Source organism: Curtobacterium sp. A7_M15 (genome assembly GCF_030705415.1).
Classification (GTDB): domain Bacteria; phylum Actinomycetota; class Actinomycetes; order Actinomycetales; family Microbacteriaceae; genus Curtobacterium.
Genome location: NZ_JAUZED010000013.1, coordinates 1 through 25,969 on the forward strand (window position 1 = coordinate 1; position 25,969 = coordinate 25,969).

The 25,969-nt window shown below is 71.1% G+C and carries 24 protein-coding genes; 20 read left to right on the plus strand and 4 right to left on the minus strand.

Going from position 1 to position 25,969, the window contains the following annotated elements; translation table 11 throughout:
- Positions 1-43: 43 nt before the first annotated feature.
- Together Q7F20_RS04270 and Q7F20_RS04275 are read right to left on the minus strand one after the other, a co-directional pair.
- Entirely contained in the window at positions 44-1,276 is a 1,233-nt protein-coding gene (locus tag Q7F20_RS04270) for a DUF349 domain-containing protein (RefSeq protein WP_305738871.1), read from the minus strand.
- A 113-nt stretch (positions 1,277-1,389) separates the two neighbouring features.
- A complete protein-coding gene (locus Q7F20_RS04275; protein ID WP_305738872.1) occupies positions 1,390-2,205 on the minus strand; it encodes a peptidylprolyl isomerase in 816 nt (271 codons plus the stop codon).
- 107 nt (positions 2,206-2,312) lie between these two features.
- On the opposite strand from Q7F20_RS04275, the gene Q7F20_RS04280 reads away from it, so the two are divergent.
- From Q7F20_RS04280 to aroB, 9 genes are all read left to right on the plus strand, one after another.
- The gene (locus Q7F20_RS04280; protein ID WP_370871614.1) at positions 2,313-3,707 is read left to right on the plus strand and encodes a replication-associated recombination protein A; all 1,395 of its coding nucleotides are present in this window, start codon (positions 2,313-2,315) and stop codon (positions 3,705-3,707) included.
- A 223-nt stretch (positions 3,708-3,930) separates the two neighbouring features.
- Entirely contained in the window at positions 3,931-4,560 is a 630-nt protein-coding gene (rpsD, locus tag Q7F20_RS04285; protein ID WP_058726527.1) for a 30S ribosomal protein S4, read from the plus strand.
- A 129-nt stretch (positions 4,561-4,689) separates the two neighbouring features.
- Positions 4,690-4,872, plus strand: a complete 183-nt coding sequence (locus Q7F20_RS04290) for a hypothetical protein (RefSeq protein WP_070416260.1) — start codon at positions 4,690-4,692, stop codon at positions 4,870-4,872.
- Positions 4,873-4,926: 54 nt separating this feature from the next.
- A complete protein-coding gene (gene alaS, locus Q7F20_RS04295) occupies positions 4,927-7,584 on the plus strand; it encodes an alanine--tRNA ligase (RefSeq protein WP_305738873.1) in 2,658 nt (885 codons plus the stop codon).
- Positions 7,585-7,592: 8 nt separating this feature from the next.
- Positions 7,593-8,036, plus strand: coding sequence for a Holliday junction resolvase RuvX (gene ruvX, locus Q7F20_RS04300; protein WP_305738906.1), 444 nt, complete (start codon positions 7,593-7,595; stop codon positions 8,034-8,036).
- Positions 8,037-8,135: 99 nt separating this feature from the next.
- Positions 8,136-9,656 (plus strand): endolytic transglycosylase MltG, encoded by a 1,521-nt coding sequence (gene mltG / locus Q7F20_RS04305; RefSeq protein WP_305738874.1) that lies wholly within the window; start codon positions 8,136-8,138, stop codon positions 9,654-9,656.
- Between the two features lie 45 nt (positions 9,657-9,701).
- The gene (aroC, locus tag Q7F20_RS04310) at positions 9,702-10,922 is read left to right on the plus strand and encodes a chorismate synthase (RefSeq protein WP_305738907.1); all 1,221 of its coding nucleotides are present in this window, start codon (positions 9,702-9,704) and stop codon (positions 10,920-10,922) included.
- Positions 10,923-10,990: 68 nt separating this feature from the next.
- Positions 10,991-11,503 (plus strand): shikimate kinase, encoded by a 513-nt coding sequence (locus Q7F20_RS04315; protein ID WP_305738908.1) that lies wholly within the window; start codon positions 10,991-10,993, stop codon positions 11,501-11,503.
- Entirely contained in the window at positions 11,500-12,606 is a 1,107-nt protein-coding gene (gene aroB / locus Q7F20_RS04320; RefSeq protein WP_305738875.1) for a 3-dehydroquinate synthase, read from the plus strand. The genes Q7F20_RS04315 and aroB overlap by 4 nt, the downstream gene beginning before the upstream one ends.
- A gap of 1 nt (position 12,607) precedes the next feature.
- Here the strand turns inward: aroB and Q7F20_RS04325 are convergent, their stop codons facing one another.
- The gene (locus Q7F20_RS04325) at positions 12,608-12,784 is read right to left on the minus strand and encodes a hypothetical protein (protein ID WP_305738876.1); all 177 of its coding nucleotides are present in this window, start codon (positions 12,782-12,784) and stop codon (positions 12,608-12,610) included.
- 17 nt (positions 12,785-12,801) lie between these two features.
- Positions 12,802-13,086, minus strand: a complete 285-nt coding sequence (locus tag Q7F20_RS04330) for a hypothetical protein (RefSeq protein ID WP_305738877.1) — start codon at positions 13,084-13,086, stop codon at positions 12,802-12,804.
- A gap of 137 nt (positions 13,087-13,223) precedes the next feature.
- Between Q7F20_RS04330 and Q7F20_RS04335 the strand changes: the two genes are divergently transcribed.
- The 11 genes from Q7F20_RS04335 to gmk all read left to right on the plus strand — a co-directional run bounded on the left by Q7F20_RS04335 (position 13,224) and on the right by gmk (position 25,954).
- Positions 13,224-14,915 (plus strand): AarF/ABC1/UbiB kinase family protein, encoded by a 1,692-nt coding sequence (locus Q7F20_RS04335; protein WP_305738878.1) that lies wholly within the window; start codon positions 13,224-13,226, stop codon positions 14,913-14,915.
- Positions 14,916-15,078: 163 nt separating this feature from the next.
- Positions 15,079-15,642, plus strand: a complete 564-nt coding sequence (gene efp, locus Q7F20_RS04340) for an elongation factor P (RefSeq protein ID WP_305738879.1) — start codon at positions 15,079-15,081, stop codon at positions 15,640-15,642.
- Positions 15,643-15,653: 11 nt separating this feature from the next.
- Entirely contained in the window at positions 15,654-16,139 is a 486-nt protein-coding gene (nusB, locus tag Q7F20_RS04345) for a transcription antitermination factor NusB (RefSeq protein WP_305738880.1), read from the plus strand.
- A gap of 24 nt (positions 16,140-16,163) precedes the next feature.
- On the plus strand, positions 16,164-16,823 hold the full coding sequence (gene pyrR / locus Q7F20_RS04350) for a bifunctional pyr operon transcriptional regulator/uracil phosphoribosyltransferase PyrR (protein ID WP_370871615.1): 660 nt from the start codon (positions 16,164-16,166) through the stop codon (positions 16,821-16,823).
- The gene (locus Q7F20_RS04355) at positions 16,820-17,791 is read left to right on the plus strand and encodes an aspartate carbamoyltransferase catalytic subunit (protein ID WP_305738882.1); all 972 of its coding nucleotides are present in this window, start codon (positions 16,820-16,822) and stop codon (positions 17,789-17,791) included. Before pyrR ends, Q7F20_RS04355 begins: the two co-directional genes overlap by 4 nt.
- Positions 17,788-19,146, plus strand: a complete 1,359-nt coding sequence (locus Q7F20_RS04360; RefSeq protein WP_305738883.1) for a dihydroorotase — start codon at positions 17,788-17,790, stop codon at positions 19,144-19,146. Before Q7F20_RS04355 ends, Q7F20_RS04360 begins: the two co-directional genes overlap by 4 nt.
- Positions 19,143-19,685 (plus strand): hypothetical protein, encoded by a 543-nt coding sequence (locus tag Q7F20_RS04365; RefSeq protein WP_305738884.1) that lies wholly within the window; start codon positions 19,143-19,145, stop codon positions 19,683-19,685. Before Q7F20_RS04360 ends, Q7F20_RS04365 begins: the two co-directional genes overlap by 4 nt.
- Entirely contained in the window at positions 19,685-20,884 is a 1,200-nt protein-coding gene (gene carA, locus Q7F20_RS04370) for a glutamine-hydrolyzing carbamoyl-phosphate synthase small subunit (RefSeq protein ID WP_305738885.1), read from the plus strand. The genes Q7F20_RS04365 and carA overlap by 1 nt, the downstream gene beginning before the upstream one ends.
- Entirely contained in the window at positions 20,884-24,162 is a 3,279-nt protein-coding gene (carB, locus tag Q7F20_RS04375; protein WP_305738886.1) for a carbamoyl-phosphate synthase large subunit, read from the plus strand. Before carA ends, carB begins: the two co-directional genes overlap by 1 nt.
- Positions 24,159-25,043 (plus strand): orotidine-5'-phosphate decarboxylase, encoded by an 885-nt coding sequence (pyrF, locus tag Q7F20_RS04380; protein WP_305738887.1) that lies wholly within the window; start codon positions 24,159-24,161, stop codon positions 25,041-25,043. Before carB ends, pyrF begins: the two co-directional genes overlap by 4 nt.
- The gene (gene gmk, locus Q7F20_RS04385) at positions 25,040-25,954 is read left to right on the plus strand and encodes a guanylate kinase (protein WP_305738888.1); all 915 of its coding nucleotides are present in this window, start codon (positions 25,040-25,042) and stop codon (positions 25,952-25,954) included. The genes pyrF and gmk overlap by 4 nt, the downstream gene beginning before the upstream one ends.
- Positions 25,955-25,969 lie beyond the last annotated feature (15 nt).

The following is a 25,969-nucleotide window of genomic DNA, read 5'->3' on the forward strand; positions in this document are numbered from 1 at the left end:
CCCCGCGACCGATCGGTCGCGGGGGCTTCGTCGTCCGGTTCCGTCAGCCGCCGAGTGCGTCGAGCCAGATCTTGCGCGCGTCGAGCGCCTCTTGCGCGTCCTTGATCTTGCGCGCGTCGCCCGAGGCCCGGGCATCGGCGAGCTCCGCCTCGAGCTTGCCGATCGCGTCCTCGAGCTGGCTCGCGAGCCCGGTCTGGCGAGCCTTGCGCTCCGGGTCGGACGCCTTCCAGTGCTCGTCCTCGAGGCTGCGCACGTGGTCCTCGACGGCGCGCAGACGGTCTTCGATGCGCCGGACGTCGCCGCGGGGGACCTTGCCGATCTCGTCCCACCGGCGCTGGATGCCCGTCAGGGTCTTGCGCGCGGCGGCCCGGTCGGTGACCTGCAGCAGTGGCTCGGCCTCGGTCAGCAGGGCCTGCTTCGCCTCGAGGTTGGCCGAGTACTCGACGTTCTCGGCAGCGGCCTCGGCGTGGCGCTGTTCGAACAGCACGTCACCGGCGGCCTTGAACCGTGCCCAGAGCGCGTCGTCGTGGCGCTTGCCCGCTCGGCCCGCGGCCTTCCAGTCGTCGAGCAGTTCGCGGTACGCCGGGATCGCGTCGGACCCGCGGGGTGCGAGCGCCTCGGCCCGCTCTACGAGTTCCTGCTTGCGGTTGCGGGCGTCGCGGTGCTGGGCGTCGAGCTCGGAGTAGAACGCCCGACGGTGCTGGTCGACGGTCGAGCGGGCCGCGCGGAAACGCTTCCAGAGCTCGTTCGCCTCGTTCTTGGGGATGCGCGGGCCGTCGTGCTGGTGCTGCTGCCACCGGGCGAAGACGTCGTCGAGCTGCGCGGTGATCTGCTTCCACTGCGCTCGTGCCGGGTCGACCGCCGCGAGTGCCTCGGCTTCCTCGACCAGGGCGGTCCGGTGTGCCAGGGCGTCCGCGAGGGCCTGCTGGGCCTGCTCCGCCTGTTCCTTCGTCAGGGAGCCGAGCTGCTCGGTCAGGGCGCCGACGCGGGTCTCGAGCGACTTGAGGTCGCCGACGACCCGGGCTTCGGCCACGAGGGTCTGCAGGTGCTCGACCGTGCGGGCGACGTCGTTCGCCGAGGCACCACGCTGCACGCGCTGCTCGGCGATCTTCACCTGTCCCTCGAGATCGGCGTACTTCCGCGCGAAGTAGGCGAGGGCTTCTTCGGGGCTCGCGTCCGGGTACTCACCGACGGCTTTCTCGGTGTCCTCGTACCGGACGTACACCGTCCCGTTCTCGTCGACCCGGCCCCAGGTCGTTGCTTCGTCAGGTCCCACAGGTCTCGCCTCGATCGTGGTCGTGCATCACCGACGTCGCCGTCGGCACGGTCAGGTCGTCAGCCTATTGCACGGAGCGCATCTGCGACCCGCCGGGTCGGCGCGCCTGTGGACTACTTCTCCTGCTCGATCGTCGCGCCGGTGATCGTGGTCGCCACCTTCGGCTCGCCCGTGCCGTCGTCACCGGGGGAGGAGATGCCCTTCGAGGTGATCTTCGACTCGAGGTCGTCGAGGCCGCTGGTGACCTTGCCGACGACGGTGTACCCGCCGGTCGAGCCGTCGAGCGTGGTGTCGCCGTAGACGATGAAGAACTGCGTGGTCTGCGAGTACGCCGACGAGCCGCGGGCGATCGCGATGGTGCCCTCGGCGTACTCCCCGTCGCTCGGGACGTTCTCGAGCGGGCCGTACTGGAACCCGGCGTCGCCCGTGCCGTCACCGTTCGCCGAGCCGCACTGCAGGAACTTGAACCCGGTGCTGTCGGCGAGCCGGTGGCAGGTCGTGCCGTTGTAGAACTGCTCCTGGATGAGCTTGATCTCCACGCTCGCGGCCTGTGGCGCCTTCTTCCCGTCGAGCTCGATGCCGAGCGTGACGTCCTTGTTGAGGGTCAGCGTCCCCTTCCAGGTCGCGTCCTTCGCGATGGACTTGCTCGGGACGTCACCCGTGTTGGACGCGCTGGCACTCGCGGACGGGGTCGGCGTCGCGGTCGCGGAGGAGCTCGCGCTCGCATCGGCATCGCTGCCCTGCGAACCGGCGAAGGCGAGCTGGGAACCGGTCGCGAGCGCGGCGACGAGGACGAGGACACCCGCGCCGACGACGTTGTCCCGGATCCGCCGCCGCCGCTGCCGTTCGTGCAGGCCCTGCCGTGCCGTGTAGAGGCGGAGACGCTCGCGCGCCTCCCGGTTGTCACGCGCCTGGTTCTTCGGTGCCACGGTGCTGGTCGTACCTCTCGTCGAGTGTGCGACGAGCGTACTGTAAGCCGCCCTGTCCGGGGCCTGGAGGCGCGCCCCTGTCAGTGGGTCGGCCTACGATTGGTCACATGGCAGCGGACCGTTCGGGCATGCGTGCGCCCACCACCGGCGGTCGCACAGGACTGGCGCAGGGCTCCGTCCCGCTCGCGGTGCGGATGCGGCCGACGAGCCTCGACGAGGTCGCCGGCCAGCAGCACCTGCTCGGCCGTGGCAGCCCCCTCGTGCAGCTCGCGACGGGTACGCGCGAGAACCCGGGTGGTGTCTCGGTGATCCTGTGGGGACCACCCGGCACCGGCAAGACGACCCTGGCGCAGGCGATCGCGCGGCAGTCCGGTCGCGAGTTCGTCGAGCTCTCGGCCGTCACCGCCGGCGTGAAGGACGTGCGCGAGGTCATGGAGAAGGCGCTCACGCACCGCGACCTCTACGGTTCGACCACGGTCCTGTTCCTCGACGAGATCCACCGCTTCAGCAAGGCGCAGCAGGACGCCCTGCTGCCCGGGGTCGAGAACGGTTGGGTCATCCTCATCGCGGCGACGACCGAGAACCCGTCCTTCTCGGTGATCTCCCCGCTGCTGTCCCGATCCCTGCTGCTCACGCTCAAGCCCCTCACCGACGAGGACCTCGGCATGCTCGTCGACCGCGCGGTCGAGGATCCTCGTGGCCTCGGCGGATCGGTCGTACTCGGGGACGAAGCCCGCAGCGCCATCGTGCGGCTCTCCTCCGGTGACGCCCGTCGGGCACTGACCGCACTCGAGGCCGCGGCGTCCTCGGCCGTCGCCGCCCACGACGACGACGCCGACGGCACCCTCGACGGTGTCGACACCGTCCCGGTCGTCGACGCCGACACCGTCGCGGCAGCAGTCGACCGGGCACTGCTCCGCTACGACCGTCAGGGCGACGAGCACTACGACGTCATCAGCGCGTTCATCAAGTCGGTCCGGGGGAGCGACGTCGACGCCGCACTGCACTACCTGGCGCGCATGATCGAGGCGGGGGAAGACCCGCGGTTCATCGCCCGGCGCATCATCATCTCGGCGTCCGAGGACATCGGCATGGCCGACCCGCAGGCCCTGCCCATCGCCGTCGCCGCGGCGCAGGCCGTCCAGCTCATCGGCATGCCCGAGGGCCGGATCCCCCTGGCCGAGGCAGTGGTCTACCTCGCGACCGCGCCGAAGTCGAACGCCGCCTACAACGGGGTGAATGCCGCGATCGCCGACGTCAAGGCCGGGCGGCTCGGCGTCGTGCCGATGCACCTCCGCGACGCCCACTACCCCGGGGCGAAGCGGCTCGGCCACGGCAAGGGCTACGTGTACTCCCACGATGCCGAGCACGGTGTCGCCGAGCAGCAGTACCTGCCCGATGCGCTCGAGGGCACCGAGTACTACACCCCCACGGCGAACGGCTACGAGCGCGAGGTCGGGCCGCGACTCGAGCGACTCCGGAAGATCACCCGCGGCGAGTAGTGGCCGCACCGAGTTCCTGCTACCATTGCCGGGCCTACGTCCTGGTCCTCGAGCACGGCTGCGTCGAGGACAGAGTGCCACTCCGGTGGTACGGGGGCAGAGGTTCGGACTGTAGCCGTCCGATCCCACAGGCTCATCCCTCTGGATCCCGTCATCGGGACGAGTGGCACTCGCGTGCCCGGTCTCCGGTGAGTCATTCAGTTCAGACAGAGAAAAGGACCCTGTGTCTACCAAGTCACGTACCCGCAGCAAGACCCGCCTCTCGCGCGCGCTCGGCATCCCGCTGACGCCGAAGGCGGCCCGTTACCTCGAGAAGCGCCCCTACGGCCCCGGTGAGCACGGCCGCACCCGCCGTCGTGCGGACAGCGACTACGCCGTCCGTCTCCGTGAGAAGCAGCGTCTGCGCGCCCAGTACGGCATCCGCGAGAAGCAGCTCCGCATCGTCTTCGAAGAGGCCCGCAAGACGAAGGGCCTGACCGGTGAGAACCTGGTCGAGCTCCTCGAGCAGCGCCTCGACGCCCTCGTGCTCCGTGCCGGCTTCGCCCGCACCACCGCGCAGGCCCGTCAGCTGATCGTGCACCGTCACATCCTCGTCGACGGCAAGCTCGTCGACCGTCCGTCCTTCCGCGTGAAGGAGGGGCAGCTCATCCACGTGAAGCAGCGCTCCGAGTCCCTCGAGCCGTTCCAGGTCGCCGCCGCCGGTGGGCACCAGGAAGTCCTGCCGAAGGTCCCGGGCTACCTCGAGGTCGAGATCGACAAGCTCCAGGCCCGCCTGGTCCGTCGTCCGAAGCGCGCCGAGGTCCCCGTGACCTGTGAAGTGCAGCTCGTCGTCGAGTACTACGCAGCTCGCTGATCCACTGATCACACCCGAACGGCGGGTCGTCCTTGCACAGGACGGCCCGCCGTTCGGCGTCGGTGCCCGGTGTCGTCGCTAAGATCGTCTGGGCACGCACCGCTCGCGTGCACGAGAGGGAGAGGCACCGTGAAGCAGCTGTTCTTCGTCGCCGTCGGCGTCGTCATCGGGTTCGCCGTCGCGCACAAGGTCGCGAACACCCCCGGTGGCGCGCGGTTCTTCGCCGACGTGAACGCTCGCGCCGAAGCCTTCCGTGGTGCCGTCGCCGAGGGCTACCGCTCTCGCGAAGCCGAGCTCCGCACCGACGTCTGACCGACGTCCGACCGACGACCCTCCCACGCACACGACCTGAAACCAGGAAGCACCATGCAGACCGCAGAGATCCGCCGCCGTTGGCTCCAGTTCTTCGGTGACCGCGGGCACACCGTCGTCCCGTCCGCCTCGCTCGTCTCGGACGACCCCTCGCTGCTGTTCACGGTCGCCGGCATGGTGCCGTTCATCCCGTACCTGACCGGGCTCGTCCCCGCGCCGTACCCCCGCGCCACGAGCGTCCAGAAGTGCATCCGGACGAACGACATCGAAGAGGTCGGCAAGACCCCACGCCACGGCACGTTCTTCCAGATGAACGGCAACTTCTCGTTCGGGGACTACTTCAAGGAGCAGGCGATCGAGTACGCCTGGCAGTTCCTGACGACGCCCGAGACGGACGGTGGGCTCGGTTTCTCGCCCGACGACCTCTGGGTCACCGTGTACGAGGACGACGACGAGGCGATCGCGTTCTGGAAGCAGCACTCGTCGCTGCCCGACGACCGCATCCAGCGGCTCGGCAAGGACACCAACTACTGGTCGACCGGGCAGCCGGGTCCGGCGGGCCCCTGTTCGGAGATCTTCTTCGACCGCGGTCCCGAGTACGGGATCGACGGCGGCCCGGCGACCGACGACGACCGGTACGTCGAGATCTGGAACCTCGTGTTCATGCAGTACCAGATCGCCGACGTCCGCTCGAAGTACGACTTCGAGATCACGGGCGAGCTGCCGAACAAGAACATCGACACCGGGATGGGCCTCGAACGCGTCGCCTTCATCAAGCAGGGCGTCGACAACATGTACGAGATCGACCAGGTCCGCCCGGTCCTCGACGAAGCGGCGGCGATCTCCGGTCGTCGCTACGGTGCCGTGCACGAGGACGACGTCCGCATGCGCGTCATCGCGGACCACGTCCGGTCGGCGCTGATGCTCATCGCCGACGGCGTCTCCCCGTCGAACGAGGGCCGCGGCTACATCCTGCGCCGTCTGCTGCGCCGCACCGTGCGCGCGATGCGACTGCTCGGCGTCGAGGGTGCGACCTTCCCCCGGCTCTTCCCTGCGTCCCGCGACGCCATGCGCGACGCCTACCCCGAGGTCGGCACCGACTACGACCGCATCGCGCGCATCGCCTACGCGGAAGAGGAGACCTTCCTCCGCACGCTCGCGCAGGGCACGACGATCCTCGACGTCGCGGTCGAGCGCGCGAAGCAGGACGGCGCACCCGCGATCGGTGGGGACACGGCGTTCCTCCTGCACGACACCTTCGGCTTCCCCATCGACCTGACGATGGAGATGGCGGAAGAGGCAGGTGTCCAGGTCGATCGGTCCGCGTTCGAGACCCTGATGTCCGAGCAGCGGGCCCGGGCGAAGGCGGACGCCAAGAGCAAGAAGACCGCGCTCGCCGACCTCAGCGTCTACAGCGCGTTCCGGGCGAAGGGCGAGACCGTCTTCCTCGGCTACGACGCGCTCGAGGCCGAGACGTCCGTCCTCGGCATCATCGTGGGTGGGGTCAGCGTCGACCGCGCCGTCGTGGGGGACATCGCCGAGGTCATCCTCGGCGAGACCTCCCTCTACGCCGAGTCCGGCGGTCAGGACGCCGACCAGGGCTCGATCGTCGGCAACGGCTTCGACCTCGAGGTGCTCGACGTCCAGCGCCCGGTCGCGGGACTGTGGAGCCACACCGTCCAGGTGCGCTCGGGCGAGGTCGGTGTCGGCGCACCGGCGACGACCGTCGTCGACGCCGAGTACCGCCGTGGCGCGACGCAGGCGCACTCCGCGACGCACCTCGTCAACGCCGCACTGCGCGACATCCTCGGTCCCGAGGCACTGCAGGCCGGGTCGTACAACAAGTCCGGCTACATGCGCCTCGACTTCTCGTGGTCGCAGCCCGTCTCGCTCGAGACCCGCTCCGAGATCGAAGAGGTCGTGAACAACGCGATCCGCTCCGACCTCGAGGTCTCGACGCGCGTGCTGCCGCTCGACGAGGCCAAGTCCCTCGGCGCGCAGGCACTGTTCGGTGAGAAGTACGGGTCCGAGGTCCGCATGGTGGACATCGGCGGCCCCTGGTCCCGCGAGCTCTGCGGTGGCACGCACGTGGCGTCCAGTGCCCAGGTCGGGCTCGTGAACCTGGTGGGGGAGTCGAGCGTCGGATCGACCAACCGTCGCGTCGAGGCGCTCGTCGGCCTCGAGGGCTTCCGCGACCTCGCCGTCGAGCGCACCATCGTGTCGCAGCTGTCGAGCGCGCTCAAGGCTCCGCGCGAAGACCTGCCGTCCCGCGTGCAGTCCCTGATGGAGGACCTGCGGACGGCACAGAAGCGCGTCGCCGAGTTCGAGTCCGCCAACCTGCAGCAGCGCGTCCCGGCGATCGCCCGCCAGGCGACGACGGTGGGCGCGACCACCGTCGTGGCGGAGTCCGTCCAGGGTCTGCAGTCCGGGGACGACCTCCGGGCGCTCGCGACCGGTGTCCGGAGCCAGCTCGGCGACGGCGCGGCCGTGGTGGTCCTCGGTGCGGTCATCAACGACAAGCCGGTGGTCATCGTCGCGACGAACGACGCCGCCCGCGCCGCGGGGGTGCAGGCAGGCCCGCTCGCGAAGGAGGCCGCCGGTGTCCTCGGCGGTGGCGGCGGCGGCAAGCCGGACCTCGCGCAGGGCGGTGGCACCGACGCATCGGCGCTCCCGGCGGCCCTCCGTGCGGTCACCGACCGGCTCGCGGCCTGACCGTGGCGATCCGTTCCGGGCGCCGGCTCGGCGTCGACGTCGGCCGGGCCCGGATCGGGGTCGCGGTGTGCGACCGCGACGGGCTCCTCGCGACGCCCGTCGAGACCGTCGCCCGTGACGACACCACGGACGTCCGGCGGATCGTCGAGATCGCGGACGAGTACGACGTGCTCGAGATCGTCGTCGGGCTCCCACTGTCGATGTCGGGCGGGGACACCCCGTCCACGGCGGACGCCCGGGAGTTCGCCGGCCGTCTGGCGGAGCACCGTCCGGTGCGGCTCGTCGACGAACGACTCTCGACCGTGACGGCCCAGCGCGGGCTGCACCAGGCCGGCAAGAACACGAAGAAGTCCCGCGCCGTGATCGACCAAGCGGCCGCTGTTATCATTCTGCAACACGCGCTCGACCACGAGCGTGCGGCCAGTGCCCCTCCCGGGGCCACGCTCCCCTGACAGCGGGCACCCCAGCAGTGCCCGCCTGCACGCGGCTGCCACACCGTCGCCCAGCACAGTAGCCCAGGCGGAGTTCCCGACCGAGAGACCCGAGGACCGTTGGCAGACGACCTGGACTGGAACGCGATCATCGCGCCCGGCAACGACGCCGAGCGGCGGAAGACGACTTCCGACCGTGCGGAGAACCCCGACGCACGCGGTGACGCGGGCGAGACCTCCGGCGCTCCGGTCGGTACCGGTCGACCGATGTCCCGGCGCGAAGCGCGTGCGGCCGAGACCGCGCGGGCACGCGCCGATGCCGAGGTGACGGGCACGGACGACCGTCCCGCGACAGCACCGGTCGCGTCGTCGCCCGACGAGCTGCACCCGGACGTGCACGCGCTCCTGACCGGCGAACTCCGCGTCGACGACGACGCGCGCGCCGCGGGTGCGGGCGCAGGCGGTCCTGCCCAGCCCGGCCACGGCCCAGGAGGCGCGGGAGACGGTGGACGCGGCGGTCGCGGCGGACGTGGGGGTGCCTCCCGGGCGCCACGCGGTCCGCGTGAGCCGCGTCCGAAGCGACGTCGTGGCCCGCTCATCGCGGGCATCGTGATCGTCGCGGTGGTCCTCGCGGTCGGGGTCTCCGCGTACTCGTTCGCGGCCCCGAAGGTGCAGCAGGTCCTGGCCGCGATCAGCGGCGCCCAGGAGCCCGACGACTACTCGGGCAACGGCACCAGCACGGTGACGATCACCATCAAGCAGGGCGACATCGGTGAGAACGTCGCCGCGACCCTGCAGCGCAGTGGTGTCGTGAAGGACTCGAAGGTCTTCTACAAGCTCCTACTCGCCTCGCCGGACGTCCAGTTCCAGCCGGGGTCGTACTCGCTCAAGAAGAAGATGAGCTCCAAGGCGGCCCTCGCGGCGCTGCAGGACAAGGACAACCGCGTCCAGGCCTCCATCGTGATCCCCGAGGGCACGGCGCTCAAGGACATCGAGGCCGGCATGGTCTCGAAGGCCGGTCTGTCCGCCGCCGAGGTCTCCGCGGCTGCGAAGGACCTGTCCGCCTACGACCTGCCGTCGAACGTGACCACGCTCGAGGGCTGGCTGTTCCCGGCGACCTACCCGATCAACCCGGGGTGGAGCGCGACGCAGTACTTCAAGTCGATGGTCGACACGATGAAGGAGCACCTCTCGGCGGCGGGCGTCGCCGAGGCCGACCAGGAGCACGTCATCGTCTTCGCCTCGCTCGTGCAGAAGGAAGCCGGCCTCGCCGCCGACTACCCGAAGGTCGCGCGGGTGTTCCAGAACCGGCTCGACATCGACATGCCGCTGCAGTCCGACGCGACGGTCGCCTACGGCACGGGCAACACCCACCGGGTGACGACCACCGACGCCGAACGGAAGGACGCGTCGAACAAGTACAACACCTACGTGCACGACGGTCTGCCGCCGGCACCGATCTCGAACCCCGGTGACGTCGCGATCAAGGCGGTCACGAACATGGCGCAGGGGAAGTGGCTGTACTTCGTGACGGTGAACCTCGAGACCGGCGAGACGGTGTTCTCCGACACCTACGCGCAGCACCTCGTCGCCGTGGACCAGTTCCAGGCGTGGCTCCGGGCACACCCCGACTACCAGTAGTCCGGCGGCGTCGCACGGCACCCAGGCTGTGGGAAGATGGACACCATGCTTCGTTGGTTGACTGCTGGTGAGTCCCACGGACCCGAACTGATCGCGATGCTCGAGGGCCTGCCCGCGGGTGTCCCGGTGTCGTTCGAGTCCATCCGTACCGATCTCGCGCGACGCAAGCTCGGCTACGGCCGCGGTTCCCGCATGAAGTTCGAGCAGGACGAGCTCCACGTCTCGGGTGGCGTCCGGCACGGCTACTCGCTCGGCAGCCCGATCGCGATCCGCATCGGCAACACCGAGTGGCCGAAGTGGGTCGAGGTCATGAACCCCGAGCCCGTCGAGCAGACCGACCTCTCGCGTGGTCGGAGCGCACCGCTCACGCGTCCGCGCCCGGGCCACGCCGACCTCGTCGGCATGCAGAAGTACGGCTTCGACGAGGCCCGTCCGATCCTCGAGCGCGCGAGCGCCCGCGAGACCGCGGCCCGTGTCGCACTCGGTGCCGTCGCGAAGTCCTTCCTGGCTGAGCTCGGCATCCGCTCGGTCGCGCACACGCTGCAGGTCGGGACCGTCCGCGTCCCGGACGGCACCGCGCTGCCGCTGCCGGACGACGTCGACCGCCTCGACGAGGACCAGCTGCGGTGCTTCGACGCCGAGACCTCCGCCCGCATGGTGACGGAGGTCGAAGCCGCGAAGAAGGACGGCGACACCCTCGGCGGCGTGGTGGAGGTGCTGTTCTACGGCGTCCCGCCCGGGCTCGGATCGCACGTGCAGTGGGACCGCCGGCTCGACGCCCGCCTCGCCGCGGCGATCATGGGCATCCAGGCGATCAAGGGCGTCGAGGTCGGCGACGGCTTCGCGACCGCTGCCCGCCGCGGGTCCGAGGCGCACGACGAGCTCTTCCGCGAGGACGGCGAGATCTACCGCACCTCCGACCGCGCCGGTGGCACCGAGGGCGGCATGTCCACGGGGACGGTCCTGCGCGTCCGTGCCGGCATGAAGCCGATCGCGACGGTCCCGCACGCACTGCACACCATCGACGTCACCACGGGTGAAGACGCCTCGGCGCACCACCAGCGCTCCGACGTGTGCGCCGTCCCGGCCGCCGGCGTCGTGGCCGAGGCCATGGTCGCGCTCGTCCTCGCCGACGCGGTGCTCGAGAAGTTCGGGGGCGACAACGTCGTCGAGACGAAGCGGAACCTCGACGCCTACCTCGCGTCGATCCCGGAGACGCTGCGCACCCGCCGCACCGAGGCCGCCGAGCACTCCACGGCCTGGTGACCCACGCACCCGGGCCGGCGGCGTCACCGTCGGTCCGTCCCGCGGCACCCGTCGTCATCATCGGACCGATGGGCGCCGGCAAGTCGAGCGTCGGCAAGCGCGTCGCGAAGGCGCTGGGCATGCCGTTCACCGACACCGACCGGGTGATCGCCCGCGAACACGGTCCGATCCCCGGGATCTTCGCCGATCGCGGCGAGCCCGCGTTCCGTGAACTCGAGGCCACGGCGGTCCGGGCAGCGTTGTCGACCGGGGGCGTGATCGCCGTCGGTGGCGGCGCCGTCACCCACCCGGCCACGCGCGAGGCCATGGTCGGCGCGCGCATCGTCCTGCTGACCGTCTCGCCCGAGGCCGTCGCGGCCCGGATCGCGGGGAGCGACCGGCCGCTGCTGGCGAACGGCGGCCTCGACGCCTGGCAGACGATCGCGGACGAGCGGGCGGCGACCTACGCCGAGCTCGCACACGCGGTGTTCGACACCTCGCGCCGGCCGATGTCGCACGTCGTCGACGACGTCGTGGCATGGCTGCGCGACGGCGACCGGCAGGACAGCACCGACACACCGACCAGCGAAGGAACAGCGTGACCGACCCGACCCAGTCCGTCCTCCCCGAGGGCACCACCGAGATCCGCGTCGGCGGCGAGGACGGCTACGTCGTGGCCGTCGGGAACGGCCTGCTCGGCTCGGTGCCGGCGCTCCTCGGCCCCCGCGTGGCCAAGGTCCTCATCGTGCACGCCCCGACGCTCGGCGCCCGGGCGAACGCGCTGCGCGACCTGCTCGTCGACGCCGGTCTCGAGGCCCTCATCGCCGAGGTCCCGGACGCCGAGGGAGCGAAGCGCGTCGAGGTCGCCGCGTTCTGCTGGCAGATCATGGGGCAGTCCGACTTCACCCGCACGGACGCGGTGATCGGCCTCGGCGGGGGCGCGGTCACCGACCTCGCCGGGTTCGTCGCGGCGACCTGGCTGCGCGGGGTGCCGTACGTCGCGATCCCGACGAGCGTGCTCGGCATGGTGGACGCGAGCGTCGGCGGCAAGACCGGCATCAACACGAACGAGGGCAAGAACCTCGTCGGCGCCTTCTACCCGCCACGCGCGGTCGTCGCCGACATCGACCTCGTCGCCACGCTGCCCCGCAACGAGATCCTCACCGGCTTCGCCGAGATCGTGAAGGCCGGCTTCATCGCCGTCCCCGAGATCCTCGACGTCATCGAGGCCGACGTCGACCGTGTCACCGACCCGAGCACACCGGAGTTCCGCCGCGTCGTCGAACTGGCGATCGAGCTCAAGGCCCAGGTCGTCTCGGACGACTTCACCGAGCAGGGCCGCCGCGAGATCCTCAACTACGGGCACACCCTCGGGCACGCCATCGAGCACGCCGAGCGGTACCAGTGGCGGCACGGGGCAGCCGTCGCGGTCGGCATGGTGTTCGCAGCCGAGCTCGCGCGGCTCACCGGACACCTCGACGACGCCACAGTGGACCGTCACCGCGCGATCCTCGAGTCCCTCGAGTTGCCGACGACGTACGGCATCGGCCGCTGGGAGGGACTCCTCGCCACGATGCGTCGTGACAAGAAGGCCCGCGCCGGCATGCTCCGGTTCATCATCCTCGACGGTGTCGGCAAGCCGATCACGCTCGAGGGGCCCGAAGACCACCTGCTCTTCACCGCCTACCAAGAGGTCGGCGTCTAGCTCAGCGAAGGACGCGGCGGGTCCGGCGCCACCACCACTTCACCCGCATCGACACGGTGACGACGCCGGTCCGTTCCACTTCGTACCACTCGGCGAGGGTGGCGCCGTCCACCCAGGCATCGAGGATCGCGTCGTCCTCTTCGGTGCCGTCCATCTTGAACCGCGGTGCGTCGGGCAAGGGGCGAAGGAGTGGCATCAGTCGGCCTCCGGTTCTCGGTCACGGACGCGCTCGAACCGGTGTCGCCGAAGCGCCCGTCGAGCGAGGTTCCTGTCTGGCTTCGGCGCCCACCGTACGTTCATCAGCCGCTTGAGCACAGTTCTCGAAATGTCGTACTCCGACTGTGTCTCGGCGCGCCGGACGGCCCAGGTGAGCCGCCGCCATGCGTGGTCGCGATCCGTCGTCCGACTGTTCTGGAACGCGCCGAACCAGCTCACCACCGCGGCCACGATCGCCGCGGCAGCGGCGATGAGCGCCGTCACGAGTGCTGTCTCCATGTCCCGAGCCTGACGCAGTGGAGGCGCCCGGACGACGGGGCTCGGCTGAGCTGTGGACGGCGACCAGCGCCTCCAGGCTGTGGAGGAAGGGACCACGCAGGGCGGGGGAGCAGACTGGAGAGGTGCCCACCCCGCCACGCCTGAGCGACCTGTCCACTCCGGACGAGACCGACCCCGGGTCCCTCCGTGCCCGCGCCCGCCGGTTCACCGAGCTGCTCTCGATCGCGCGCCGGCACGGCCTCGTCCCGTTCCGTCGCCTGGACTTCTCGCACGACCCGACGACCTCGGAGCTTCGTCGCAGCCAGGCCGAACACCTCCGTCGTGCGCTCGAGGAGGCCGGCGGTGGGTTCGTGAAGATGGGGCAGCTCCTCTCCACGCGCGACGACCTGCTGCCCGAGGAGTGGACCGAGGGGCTCGCGCACCTGCAGCGGAACGTGTCCCCGGCGCCCGCCGATGAGGTCGCGGCGCTGCTCGAACGCGAACTCGGTGCTCCGGTCGACGAGGTCTTCGCCGCGTTCGACCCGGCCCCGGTGGCCGCGGCGTCGATCGCGCAGGTGCACCGCGCCCGACTCACCGACGGCACGAGCGTCGCCGTCAAGGTGCAGCGGCCGGGCATCGACCAGGCCGTGCGGCGCGACGTCGACATCGCGCTCCGCGTCGTGCGCTTCATGGCGCGCTGGTCGGTCGAGGCGCGCCAGGTCGGCGTGCAGGACGTGGCCCAGCAGTACGCCGACGACCTCGTGCGGCAGGTCGACTTCCGGTCGGAGCTCCGCAACCTCGAGGCACTGCGGGCCGCACAGCGGCGCAGTGCACGTCCGGACGAAGTGCGCTTCCCGGACCCGTACCCGGAGCTCTCCGGCCGACGCGTGCTCGTGATGGAGTTCCTCGAGGGGGACACCCTCAGTGCGGTCCGGGCCGAGCGGAGCGACCGCGACCTCGACCAGCCGATGCGGGCGATCCTGCGCGCGTTCCTCCGACAGGTGGTGTTCGACGGGATCTACCACGGCGACCTCCACCCCGGGAACGTCCTGCTGCTGCCCGACGGCCGGCCGGCGCTCATCGACTTCGGCTCGGTGGGCCGCCTCGACCCCGGACTCCGGGACATCGTGCAGGAGCTGCTGGCCGCGTACATCCAGGACGACACCTCGCGGATCGCCGACGCGGTGCTCCGGATGGCGCCGGTCCGCGACGTGCAGGACGAACCGGACTTCCGTCGGGACATCGCGCGCTTCGTCGCGGACGAGCTCGGGCCCGGGGCCCGGATCGGCGTCGAGACGGTGGACGACGCCGTGGCGGTGTTCGGACGGTACCGGTTGAAGGCGCCGCCGGACTTCGTCGCCGCGGCTCGCGCCCTCGCGATCTTCGAGGGGACGCTCCGCACGCTCGCGCCCTCGTTCGACCTGCTCGAGGAGTCGCGCGGGCTCGCCTCGGAGCAGATCCGCGACCAGCTGCGACCTGGCAAGCTCCGGGACGTCGCGGTCCGCGAGCTGTTCGGCGCGGTGACGGCCGCGCGTCGGCTGCCCCGACGGGTGGACCGGATCGGCGAGGCGATCGAGACCGGGAAGCTGTCGGTCAACATCCGGCTGTTCGCGGACCGGCGCGACCGTCGGACGCTGAACGGGCTGGTCCGGCGGGTGCTGCTCGTGCTGCTCGGCGCCGGAGCCGGTGTCCTGGCGATCGTGTACCTCGCGCTGCCCGCCCGCCCTACCGCCGTCATCTCCACCGGGGTGGCGGGGGCGCTGCTCGGGGGCGCGGCGGTGGTGCTGCTCGTCTGGGCAGCGGTCGACGCGATCCGCGCGCGACGACGAGAGTGAGCGCAGGCGCAGGCGCAGGCGCAGGCTCAGACGCAGTGCGCGGGCGCAGGTGCGGGCGCGGGCGCAGCGCGCGGGCGTCCCACGGCCCGTCCGCTACACTCGTCCGGGACCCAGCGCGGTCCGCAGACCTTCACAACACGATCGAACGGGACATCGAAGACTCATGGCCAGTACCACTGACATCAAGAACGGCGCCGTTCTCATCATCGACGGGCAGCTCTGGTCGGTCGTCGAGTTCCAGCACGTCAAGCCGGGCAAGGGCGGCGCGTTCGTCCGCACCAAGCTCAAGAACGTCGTGTCGGGCAAGGTCGTCGACCGCACCTTCAACGCGGGCGCGAAGATCGACACCGCGACCGTCGACCGTCGCGACTACCAGTTCCTCTACGAGGACGGCGACTCCTACGTGTTCATGGACACCGACACCTACGACCAGATCCCGGTCTCGGCGACGGTCGTGGGCGACGCGAAGAACTACCTGCTCGAGTCCGCCATGGTCACCATCGCGATGAACGAGGGCAACCCGCTCTACATCGAGCTCCCGACGTCGATCGTGACCGAGGTCGAGACCGAGCCCGGCCTGCAGGGCGACCGCTCGTCCGGTGGCACGAAGGACGCGACGATCATCGCGACCGGCCACCGCATCCAGGTCCCGCTGTACCTCGAGAGCGGCACCACGGTGAAGATCGACACGCGCGACGGCAGCTTCCTCGGCCGCGTCAACTCCTAGGCGACCGCCGTATGAGTGCTCGTTCGAAGGCCCGCAAGCGCGCCCTCGACATGCTGTACGTGGCCGAGGTGCGTGAGCTCCCGATCGCGGACGTCCTCGCGACCGAGACGGTGCGGCACCTCGACCAGCCGGAGCGTGCCTCCAGCTGGGACTACGCACGCCAGATCGTCACGGGCGTCGACGACGCGCGCGCCGAGATCGACGCCGTGATCGTCGAGCACGCCCAAGGGTGGTCGATCGCCCGGATGCCGGTGCTCGACCGCTGCATCCTGCGCATGGGCGTCTGGGAGCTCCGGTTCAACCCCGATGTCCCCGACGCGGTCGCCATCGCCGAGGCGGTCGAGCTCGCCCAGTCGCTCTCGACGGAGGAGTCCGCCGGGTTCGTCAACGGCGTGCTCGGCGCGGTCGCAGGCGGCCGGGCCCCCGGCGAGAAGACGAACGGCGTCACCGCTGGACCGTCCGGTCGGACGGTCGCAGAGGACCAGGAGTCCCGGTAGGGTTGACCACGTCAGCATCCTTTAATGCCGTCCGGTGAGGCGGGGAAGGAGGTCGGCGTGGGCACCAGAACGGTCCTGCAGCACCCCGACATCACGCGTGCTCTGACACGCATCGCGCACGAGATCCTCGAGGCCAACCACGGCGCCTCGGACCTCGTGCTCCTGGGCATCCCGACGCGGGGTGCCGTCCTGGCCGAGCGGCTCGACCGCATCCTGGCGGACATCGAACCCGAGTGGACGAGCGCACCGGCAGTGCCCGGCGCGGACGCAGCCCGCTCGCACCGCGTCGGCACGCTCGACGTCACGATGCACCGCGACGACCTCGGTCACGGCATCGGTCGCGCGCCGCACCGGACGACCATCCCGGCGGGCGGCATCGACGGCAAGGTCGTCGTCCTCGTCGACGACGTCCTGTACTCCGGCCGCACGGTCCGGGCGGCGCTCGACGCGCTCCAGGGCATCGGACGGCCGCGGGCGGTCCGGCTGGCCGTGCTGGTCGACCGGGGCCACCGCGAGCTGCCGATCCGTGCGGACCACGTCGGCAAGAACCTGCCGACGGCGTCCGACGAGCGCGTCACGCTCCGCCTCACCGAGACCGACGGCAGCGACGAGGTCGTCATCGAGCAGCCCGAGGCGCAGGCCGGGACGCAGACCGGGACGCAGCGCGACGGGGGTGCAGCGTGAAGCACCTGCTCTCCACCGCCGACCTCTCCCGCGCCGAGGCGATCCACATCCTCGACGTCGCCGAGGAGATGGCCGAGGTCAACACGCGCGAGGTCCGCAAGCTCCCCGCCCTGCGCGGCAAGACCGTCGTGAACCTCTTCTTCGAGGACTCGACGCGCACCCGGATCTCGTTCGAGGCGGCCGCGAAGCGCCTCTCCGCCGACGTCCTCAACTTCGCCGCGAAGGGCTCGAGCGTCTCCAAGGGCGAGTCCCTGAAGGACACCGTGCAGACGCTCGGCGCGATGGGCATCGACGGCATCGTCATGCGGCACGGCGCGTCCGGCGCGCCGCGGGTCCTCGCCGACGCCGACTGGATCGACGTCCCGGTGGTCAACGCCGGTGACGGCACGCACGAGCACCCCACGCAGGCGCTGCTCGACGCGTTCACGATGCGTCGACGCCTGCACGGCGCGGGCAGCCGCGGCCAGGGTCTCGACGGTGTCCGGGTGCTCATCGTCGGCGACGTCCTGCACAGCCGGGTCGCGCGGAGCAACGCCTGGCTCCTCCGGACGCTCGGCGCGACCGTCACGTTCGCCGCGCCGCCGACGCTGCTCCCCGTCGGGGACACGCCGTTCGGTGCCGCGGTGCACCACGACCTCGACGTCGCCCTCGCCGAGGACCCGGACGTCGTGATGACGCTCCGGATCCAGCAGGAGCGGATGAACGACGCGTTCTTCCCGAACCCGCGCGAGTACACCCGGCACTGGGGGCTCACGGCGAGCCGGTTCGCCCGGCTCGACGAGCGCACGCTGATCATGCACCCCGGACCGATGAACCGCGGGCTCGAGATCGCCGGCGTCGCCGCCGACGACCCCCGCTCGACGGTCGTCGAGCAGGTCGAGAACGGCGTGTCGGTCCGGATGGCCGTGCTCTACCTGGCCCTGACCGGGGCCGAAGCGACCGCAGCAACGAAGGAGACCGTCGCATGACCGCCCACCTCATCCGCGGCGCGCAGCTGGTCGACGGCACGCGTGCCGACATCCGACTGGAGGCGCGGCGCGTCACCGCGGTCGGGTCCGGTCTCGACGCGGCCGGCGCCACGGTCGTCGACGCGGACGGTCTGATCGCCCTGCCCGGCCTCGTGGACCTCCACACCCACCTGCGGGAGCCCGGCTTCGAGGAGTCGGAGACGGTCCTCACCGGCTCGCGCGCGGCGGCCGCCGGCGGCTTCACCGCCGTCAACGCGATGGCGAACTCGTCGCCGGTCGCGGACACCGCCGGCGTGGTCGAGCAGGTCCAGGCGCTCGGTGACGACGCCGGCTACGTCACCGTCCGCCCGATCGGCGCGGTCTCGCAGGGACTGCAGGGCACGCACCTGTCCGAGATCGGCGCGATGGCGACGAGCCGGGCGAGGGTCCGGGTCTTCTCGGACGACGGTTCGTGCGTCTCCGACCCGCTCCTGATGCGCCGCGCGCTCGAGTACATCAAGGGGTTCGGCGGCGTGCTCGCACAGCACGCGCAGGAGCCGCGCCTGACGATCGGCGCGCAGATGAACGAGGGCCGGCTGTCCTCGGAGCTCGGGCTCGCGGGCTGGCCGGCGGTCGCGGAAGAGGCGATCATCGCGCGTGACGTGCTGCTCGCCGACCACGTCGGTGCCCGCCTGCACGTGTGCCACGTGTCGACCGCCGGCAGCGTCGAGGTGATCCGCTGGGCCAAGTCCCGGGGCATCGACGTCACCGCCGAGGTCACGCCCCACCACCTGGTCCTGACCGAGGACCTCATCGCCGGGCACGACGGCGCCCCCGGCTACGACGCCCGGTACAAGGTCAACCCGCCGCTGCGTTCCCGCGAGGACGTCGACGCGCTCCGTGCCGCCCTGGCCGACGGCACGATCGACATCGTCGCGACGGACCACGCCCCGCACACCGCCGAGGCGAAGTGCTGCGAGTGGCCGGCCGCCGCGAACGGCATGGTCGGGCTGGAGTCCGCCCTGAGCGTCGTGCAGGCGGCGGTGGTCGACTCCGGCCAGCTCGACTGGGCCGACGTCGCCCGTGTGCTCTCCGAGGCGCCGGCGCGGATCGGCCAGGTCGAGGGCCACGGGCAGCGGATCGCCGAGGGCGCCCCGGCCGAGATCACCCTGTACGACCCGTCGGCCGTCCGCGAGTTCTCCGTCGCCGACCTCGCCGGACAGTCGCAGAACTCGCCGTACCTCGGCATGCGGCTCCCCGGCCGCGTCGTCGCGACCTTCCACCACGGGTACCCGACGCTCCTGGCGGGGGAGCTCGTCGACGCCGAGACGGTCGCGGGACACGCGCGCGCCGCGCGGACGGAGGCGACGGCATGAGCGGTGACGCACTGCGCTGGGTCGAAGGCGGGATCATCCTCGCCCTCGTCGTCGCGTTGTTCGTCGCCATGGCACGCACCTGGCGGACGCGGGCGAGGAAGCAGGCGGAATCCGTGCCTCCCGTCCCGGTGCCGACCGAAGTCGGACCGGCGGCCGGGTCCTGGGACGGCTTCACCGTCGCGACGACCCGCGCCGACCAGCCGCTCGAGCGGATCACCGCGGGCGGTCTCGGCTTCCGGGGCCGCGGCGGCGTGACCGTCCACGACACCGGCGTGGTGCTCCACCACGCCGGCACCCCGGACCGCTGGATCGAAGCCGACGCCGTCCGCGGCGCCGACCGCGCGACGTGGGCCATCGACCGCGTGGTCGAACCCGGGGGACTGGTCCGTCTGCGATGGACGGCGACCGGCGCCGCAGGTGCGACGGACCTCGACACCTACTTCCGGTTCCCGGAGGGCGACGCAGCAGCGCTCGTCGCCCTGCAGGGACTGTCGACGAAGCACGAACACCCGCACACCGCGGGCGAAGGGACGAACTGATGACACGCGAACGGGCCGTACTGGTCCTCGAGGACGGCACCCGGTACGACGGCTGGGCCTACGGTGCCCGCGGGCGCACGCTCGGCGAGGTGGTCTTCGCGACCGGCATGACCGGCTACCAGGAGACGCTCACCGACCCCTCGTACGCCGGGCAGATCGTGGTGCAGACCGCGCCGCACATCGGCAACACGGGCGTCAACGACGAGGACCCCGAGTCCCGTCGCATCTGGGTGGCCGGCTACGTCGTGCGCGACCCCAGCCGGGTCGTGTCGAACCACCGTGCGACCGCGACGCTCGACGACCACCTGGTCCGCGACGGCATCGTCGGCATCTCCGGGATCGACACCCGCGCGCTCACCCGACGGATCCGCGACGCCGGGGCGATGAAGGGCGGCGTCTTCAGCGGTGCCGACGCGGCGCTGTCGGAGTCCGAGCAGCTCGACGCCGTGCGATCGCAGGCGACCATGGCGGGCTCCAGCTTCTCGGCCGTCGTCTCCACCCCCGAGACCTACGTCGTGCCGGCCGTCGGCGAACAGATCGGCACCCTGGCGGTGCTCGACCTCGGCGTGAAGGCCTCGACGACCCGGTACCTCGCCGAGCGCGGCTTCGAGGTGCACGTCGTGCCGCAGGACATCACGGCCGAGGCGCTCGAAGCACTGGACCCGGACGCCCTCTTCTACTCGAACGGCCCCGGCGACCCGGCGGCGAGCGACGCGCAGGTGGAGCTCCTGCAGGACAGCCTGAAGACCGGCCGCCCGTTCTTCGGCATCTGCTTCGGCAACCAGCTGCTCGGACGCGCGCTCGGGTTCGGCACCTACAAGCTGCCGTTCGGCCACCGCGGCATCAACCAGCCCGTGCTCGACACGGCCACCGGCAAGGTCGAGATCACCAGTCAGAACCACGGCTTCGCGGTCGACGCGCCCCTCGGCGAGGTCCTCGAGTCGCCGGCCGGGTTCGGCCGGGTCGAGGTCTCGCACTACTCCTTGAACGACAACGTCGTCGAGGGGCTCCGCGCGCTCGACGTGCCCGCGTTCAGCGTGCAGTACCACCCCGAGGCCGCCGCCGGCCCGCACGACTCCATGTACCTCTTCGATCGGTTCGCGGACATGGTGCGCGAACGCCGCGCGGGCGAGCCGCTCGACCCGGCGACCGCCACCGCCACCACCCCCGCAGCCGACGTCACCAAGGAAGCCAACTGATGCCGAAGCGCGCAGACATCAACTCCGTCCTCGTCATCGGCTCCGGCCCGATCGTCATCGGGCAGGCTGCCGAGTTCGACTACTCCGGCACCCAGGCGTGCCGCGTCCTCCGCGCCGAGGGCGTCCGCGTGATCCTCGTCAACCCGAACCCGGCGACGATCATGACCGACCCGGACTTCGCCGACGCGACCTACATCGAGCCGATCACGAGCGCCTCGCTGGAGGAGATCATCAAGATCGAGCAGCCGGACGCCGTGCTGCCGACCCTCGGTGGCCAGACCGCCCTGAACGCGGCGATCAAGCTCGACGCCGAGGGCATCCTCGACAAGTACGGGGTGGAGCTCATCGGCGCCAAGGTCGACGCGATCCAGCGCGGCGAGGACCGCCAGCTCTTCAAGGAGCTCGTCCTCGAGTCCGGCGCGGACGTGGCACGCAGCCACATCGCGCACACGCTGGAGGAGGCCAAGGAGTACGCGCAGGACCTCGGCTACCCGCTCGTCGTCCGTCCGTCCTTCACCATGGGCGGCCTCGGCTCCGGCTTCGCCTACAACGAGGAAGAACTCGTCCGCTTCGTCGGCGACGGGCTGCAGTCCAGCCCGACGACCGAGGTCCTGCTCGAGGAGTCGATCCTCGGCTGGAAGGAGTACGAGCTCGAGCTGATGCGGGACAACTACGACAACACGGTCGTGATCTGCTCGATCGAGAACGTCGACCCGGTGGGTGTCCACACCGGTGACTCGATCACCGTCGCCCCGGCCCTGACGCTGACCGACCGCGAGTACCAGAACATGCGGAACATCGGCATCGACATCATCCGTCGCGTCGGCGTCGACACCGGTGGCTGCAACATCCAGTTCGCCGTCGACCCGTCGAACGGCCGCGTCATCGTCATCGAGATGAACCCGCGCGTCTCCCGCTCGTCGGCGCTGGCGTCGAAGGCCACCGGCTTCCCGATCGCGAAGATCGCCGCGAAGCTCGCCATCGGGTACCGCCTCGACGAGATCGAGAACGACATCACCCGCGTCACGCCGGCGAGCTTCGAGCCGACGCTCGACTACGTCGTCGTGAAGACCCCGCGCTTCGCGTTCGAGAAGTTCCCGGCCGCCGACGCGACCCTGACGACGACGATGAAGAGCGTCGGCGAGGCGATGGCGATCGGCCGCAACTACGCGACCGCGCTCCAGAAGTCGCTCCGCTCCCTCGAGAAGCGCGGGTCGTCGTTCCACTGGGACACGCCGGCCGCCGAGCTCGACAAGGACGCGCTGCTGCAGGAGTCGACCATCCCGACCGACGGCCGCATCGTCACGGTGCAGCAGGCCCTCGTCGCCGGCGCCACCGCGGACGAGGTGTTCGAGGCCACGAAGATCGACCCGTGGTTCATCGACCAGATCGTGCTCATCAACGAGGTCGCGGACGAGGTGCGCGCGGCCGAGACGCTCGACGCCGACACGCTGCGGTGGGCCAAGGAACACGGCTTCAGCGACGCCCAGATCGCGTCGCTGCGCGGGATCACCGAGCAGGAGGCGCGCGACGCCCGCCACGCGCTCGGGATCCGTCCGGTCTTCAAGACCGTCGACACCTGCGCCGGCGAGTTCCCGGCCCTCACGCCGTACCACTACTCGTCGTACGACACCGAGACCGAGGTCGCCGCGAGCGACCGCAAGAAGGTCGTCATCCTCGGCTCCGGCCCGAACCGCATCGGACAAGGTGTCGAGTTCGACTACTCCTGCGTGCACGCGTCCTTCGCGCTGAGCGCCGCCGGGTTCGAGACGATCATGATCAACTGCAACCCGGAGACGGTCTCCACCGACTACGACACCTCGGACCGGCTGTACTTCGAGCCGCTCACCACCGAGGACGTCCTCGAGGTCATCGAGGCCGAGGCTGCCTCCGGCGAGCTCGTCGGCGTCGTCGTGCAGCTCGGCGGTCAGACGGCACTCGGACTCGCGAAGCCGCTCGAGGCGGCGGGGATCCCCATCCTCGGCACGTCTCCCGCAGCGATCGACTCCGCCGAGGAGCGCGGCCAGTTCTCCGCCATCCTCGACGCCGCCGGTCTGCTCGCCCCGCGGAACGGCACCGCCCACGACCTCGCGAGCGCGACCGCCGTGGCCGAGGAGATCGGGTACCCCGTCCTCGTCCGCCCGTCCTTCGTGCTCGGTGGCCGCGGCATGGAGATCCTCTACGACTCCCCGTCGCTCGCGGACTACTTCGACCGGATGGCCGACCAGGCGATCATCGGCCCGGAGCTCCCGCTGCTGGTCGACCGCTTCTTGGACGACGCTGTTGAGATCGACGTCGACGCGCTCTTCGACGGCGAGCGGCTCTACATCGGCGGGATCATGGAGCACCTCGAAGAGGCCGGCATCCACTCCGGTGACTCCGCCTGCACCCTGCCGCCGGTCGGGCTCGGTCGTGCCGAGATCGCCGCGGTCGTCGAGGCGACGGGCAAGATCGCCCGCGGCATCGGCGTCCAGGGCCTGCTCAACGTGCAGTTCGCCATCGGCGCGGGCGTGCTCTACGTGCTCGAGGCGAACCCGCGCGCCAGCCGTACCGTCCCGTTCGTCTCGAAGGCGCTCGGCATCCCGCTGGCCAAGGCCGCTTCGCGGATCATGACCGGCACGACGGTCGAAACCCTCGTCGACGAGGGGCTCCTGCCTGCTCGTGACGGCGCGTTCGTGCCGATCCAGTCCCCGGTCGCCGTGAAGGAGGCCGTGCTGCCCTTCCGCCGGTTCCGTACCCACGACGGCCAGGTCGTCGACTCCGTGCTCAGCCCGGAGATGCGCTCCACCGGCGAGGTCATGGGCATCGACCGCGACTTCCCGCGCGCGTTCCTCAAGTCGCAGGAAGCCGCGTACGGCGGGCTGCCCACGAGCGGCACCGTGTTCGTGAGCGTCGCCGACACCGACAAGCGTGCCATCGTGCTGCCGGTGCACCGGCTGCAGCAGCTCGGCTTCACGATCACGGCGACCGAGGGCACGGCCGAGATCCTCCGCCGCAACGGCATCGAGGTCACGCTCGTCGGCAAGTACAGCGAGGGCGGCGAGAGCGTCGTCGACCTGCTGGCCCGGAACGAGGTCGACATCGTCATCAACACGCCGTCGGGTGCCGCCGGTCGTGCGGACGGGTACGAGATCCGTGCGGCGACGGTGGCGGCGGACAAGCCGCTGTTCACGACGATCGCGCAGCTCGGGGCCGCGGTCGCGGCGATCGAGACGATCGGGTCGCCGCACAGCGTGCGGAGCCTGCAGGACTACGCGCTCGAGCGCGCCACCTGGTGAGCGACGGCGGCACGGGAGGCACGTCCTCCTTCGGCGTCCGGCTCGCGTCCGCCATCGGGTCGCGTTCCGCGCTCTGCGTCGGCATCGACCCCCACGCCGCCACCCTGGCGGCGTGGGGGTTCGGCCGCGACGAGCAGGGTCTGACGTCCTTCGGCGCGACCCTGGTCGACGCGGCCGCCGGCCGCGCTGCGGTGGTCAAGCCGCAGATCGCGTTCTTCGAGGCCGCGGGGGTGGCGGGCTACCGTGCGCTCGACGCGACGATCCGTCGGGCACGCGATGCGGGCCTCCTGGTCGTCGCCGACGTGAAGCGCGGCGACATCGGGTCGACGGGGGACGACTACGCGCTCGCGTGGCTGGACCGCGACGGACCCTTCGCCGCCGACGCCATGACGGTGTCGCCCTACCTCGGCTACGGCTCCCTCGCCGGGACGGTCGACGTGGCGCGCCGGAACGGGGCCGGTGTCTTCGTGCTCGCCGCGACGAGCAACCCCGAGGCGCGCGTGCTGCAGACCGCGGTGCTCGCCGAGGGCCCTCGTACGGGACGCAGCGTCGCTGCCGGTATCGTCTTGGACGTGGCAGACGACAACCGGAGAGGCGGCGACCAGCCCCTCGGTGACGTCGGGCTCGTGCTCGGCGCCACCCTCGAACTCGACGACTTCGGCATCGACGCGGACACCATCGGCACGTCGCCGATCCTGGCACCGGGCTTCGGTGCCCAGGGCGCCCGCATCGAGGACCTCCGCGCGCTGTACGGCGCCCGCGCCGAGCAGGTGCTCGTCAGCGAGTCGCGCGGTCTGCTCACCGACGGTCCGGACGGCGTCGCCGCCCTCGTGTCCGACCGCGCCGAGCGCATCCGCGCAGCGCTGGGGGAGGCCGCATGACGGCCGACCGTGACGGCGTGCCCGCACACCGGAACCCGCCCGAGGTCGACCGGGTGGCAGCGGCTGCGGCTGCGGTCGCCGCACGGCGAGCCCGGGCCGCGGTGAAGGCCGCGGTGGCGGCCGAGGACCGTTCCGCACTCGAGGTCGCCCGGACGGCGTGGTCGGACCAGGACGCCCCCGCCGAGAAGTCCCTGCGCGTGCGGGACCTGCTGACGAGCCTGCCCGGCATCGGGCCGGCCCGCGCCGAGTCGATCATGGGCGACCTGCGGATCGCACCCTCGAAGCGACTCGGCGGTCTCGGCACCCGGCAGCGGTCGGAGCTCGCCGACTGGCTCGCCGCGCGCGGCCGGAAGCGCGGCACGTCGAAGCTCGTCGTCCTCGCCGGACCGACCGCGGTCGGCAAGGGCACGGTCAGCGCGTACATCCGCGAGCAGTACCCGGACGTCAACCTCAGCGTCTCGGCGACGACCCGCAAGCCGCGCCCGGGCGAGGTCGACGGCGTGCACTACTACTTCGTGGACGACGCCGAGTTCGACCGGATGATCCGCGACCGCGAACTCCTCGAGTGGGCGACCGTGCACAACTCGTACCGGTACGGCACGCCCCGCCCGCCCATCGACCGTGCGCTCGACGCCGGCGACAAGGTGATGCTCGAGATCGACCTGCAGGGCGCCCGGCAGGTCCGGGACGCCATGCCGGACGCGGTGCTCGTGTTCCTGCTGCCGCCCTCGTGGGAAGAACTCGTGCGACGACTGATCGGCCGTGGCACCGAGTCCGCCGAGGAACAGGCGCGCCGGCTCGACACGGCGAAGGTCGAACTCGCCGCCCAGGACGAGTTCGACGTCCGCATCGTGAACTCCGATGTCGGCACCGCGGCGCGCGAGGTCGTAGACTTGTTCACTGCGCCCTGACCGGGCGTCCCCCCG

Excerpts from the sequence above, each read along its gene's own strand:
- alaS (WP_305738873.1), top strand. The coding sequence starts at position 4,927 with ATGCAGACCGCAGAGATCCGCCGCCGTTGGCTCCAGTTCTTCGGTGAC.
- carA (WP_305738885.1), top strand. The coding sequence starts at position 19,685 with ATGACACGCGAACGGGCCGTACTGGTCCTCGAGGACGGCACCCGGTAC.
- pyrR (WP_370871615.1), top strand. The coding sequence starts at position 16,164 with ATGCCGTCCGGTGAGGCGGGGAAGGAGGTCGGCGTGGGCACCAGAACG.
- Q7F20_RS04315 (WP_305738908.1), top strand. The coding sequence starts at position 10,991 with ATGGGCGCCGGCAAGTCGAGCGTCGGCAAGCGCGTCGCGAAGGCGCTG.
- carB (WP_305738886.1), top strand. The coding sequence starts at position 20,884 with ATGCCGAAGCGCGCAGACATCAACTCCGTCCTCGTCATCGGCTCCGGC.
- Q7F20_RS04280 (WP_370871614.1), top strand. The coding sequence starts at position 2,313 with ATGGCAGCGGACCGTTCGGGCATGCGTGCGCCCACCACCGGCGGTCGC.
- aroC (WP_305738907.1), top strand. The coding sequence starts at position 9,702 with ATGCTTCGTTGGTTGACTGCTGGTGAGTCCCACGGACCCGAACTGATC.
- Q7F20_RS04360 (WP_305738883.1), top strand. The coding sequence starts at position 17,788 with ATGACCGCCCACCTCATCCGCGGCGCGCAGCTGGTCGACGGCACGCGT.
- efp (WP_305738879.1), top strand. The coding sequence starts at position 15,079 with ATGGCCAGTACCACTGACATCAAGAACGGCGCCGTTCTCATCATCGAC.
- gmk (WP_305738888.1), top strand. The coding sequence starts at position 25,040 with ATGACGGCCGACCGTGACGGCGTGCCCGCACACCGGAACCCGCCCGAG.
- Q7F20_RS04365 (WP_305738884.1), top strand. The coding sequence starts at position 19,143 with ATGAGCGGTGACGCACTGCGCTGGGTCGAAGGCGGGATCATCCTCGCC.
- nusB (WP_305738880.1), top strand. The coding sequence starts at position 15,654 with ATGAGTGCTCGTTCGAAGGCCCGCAAGCGCGCCCTCGACATGCTGTAC.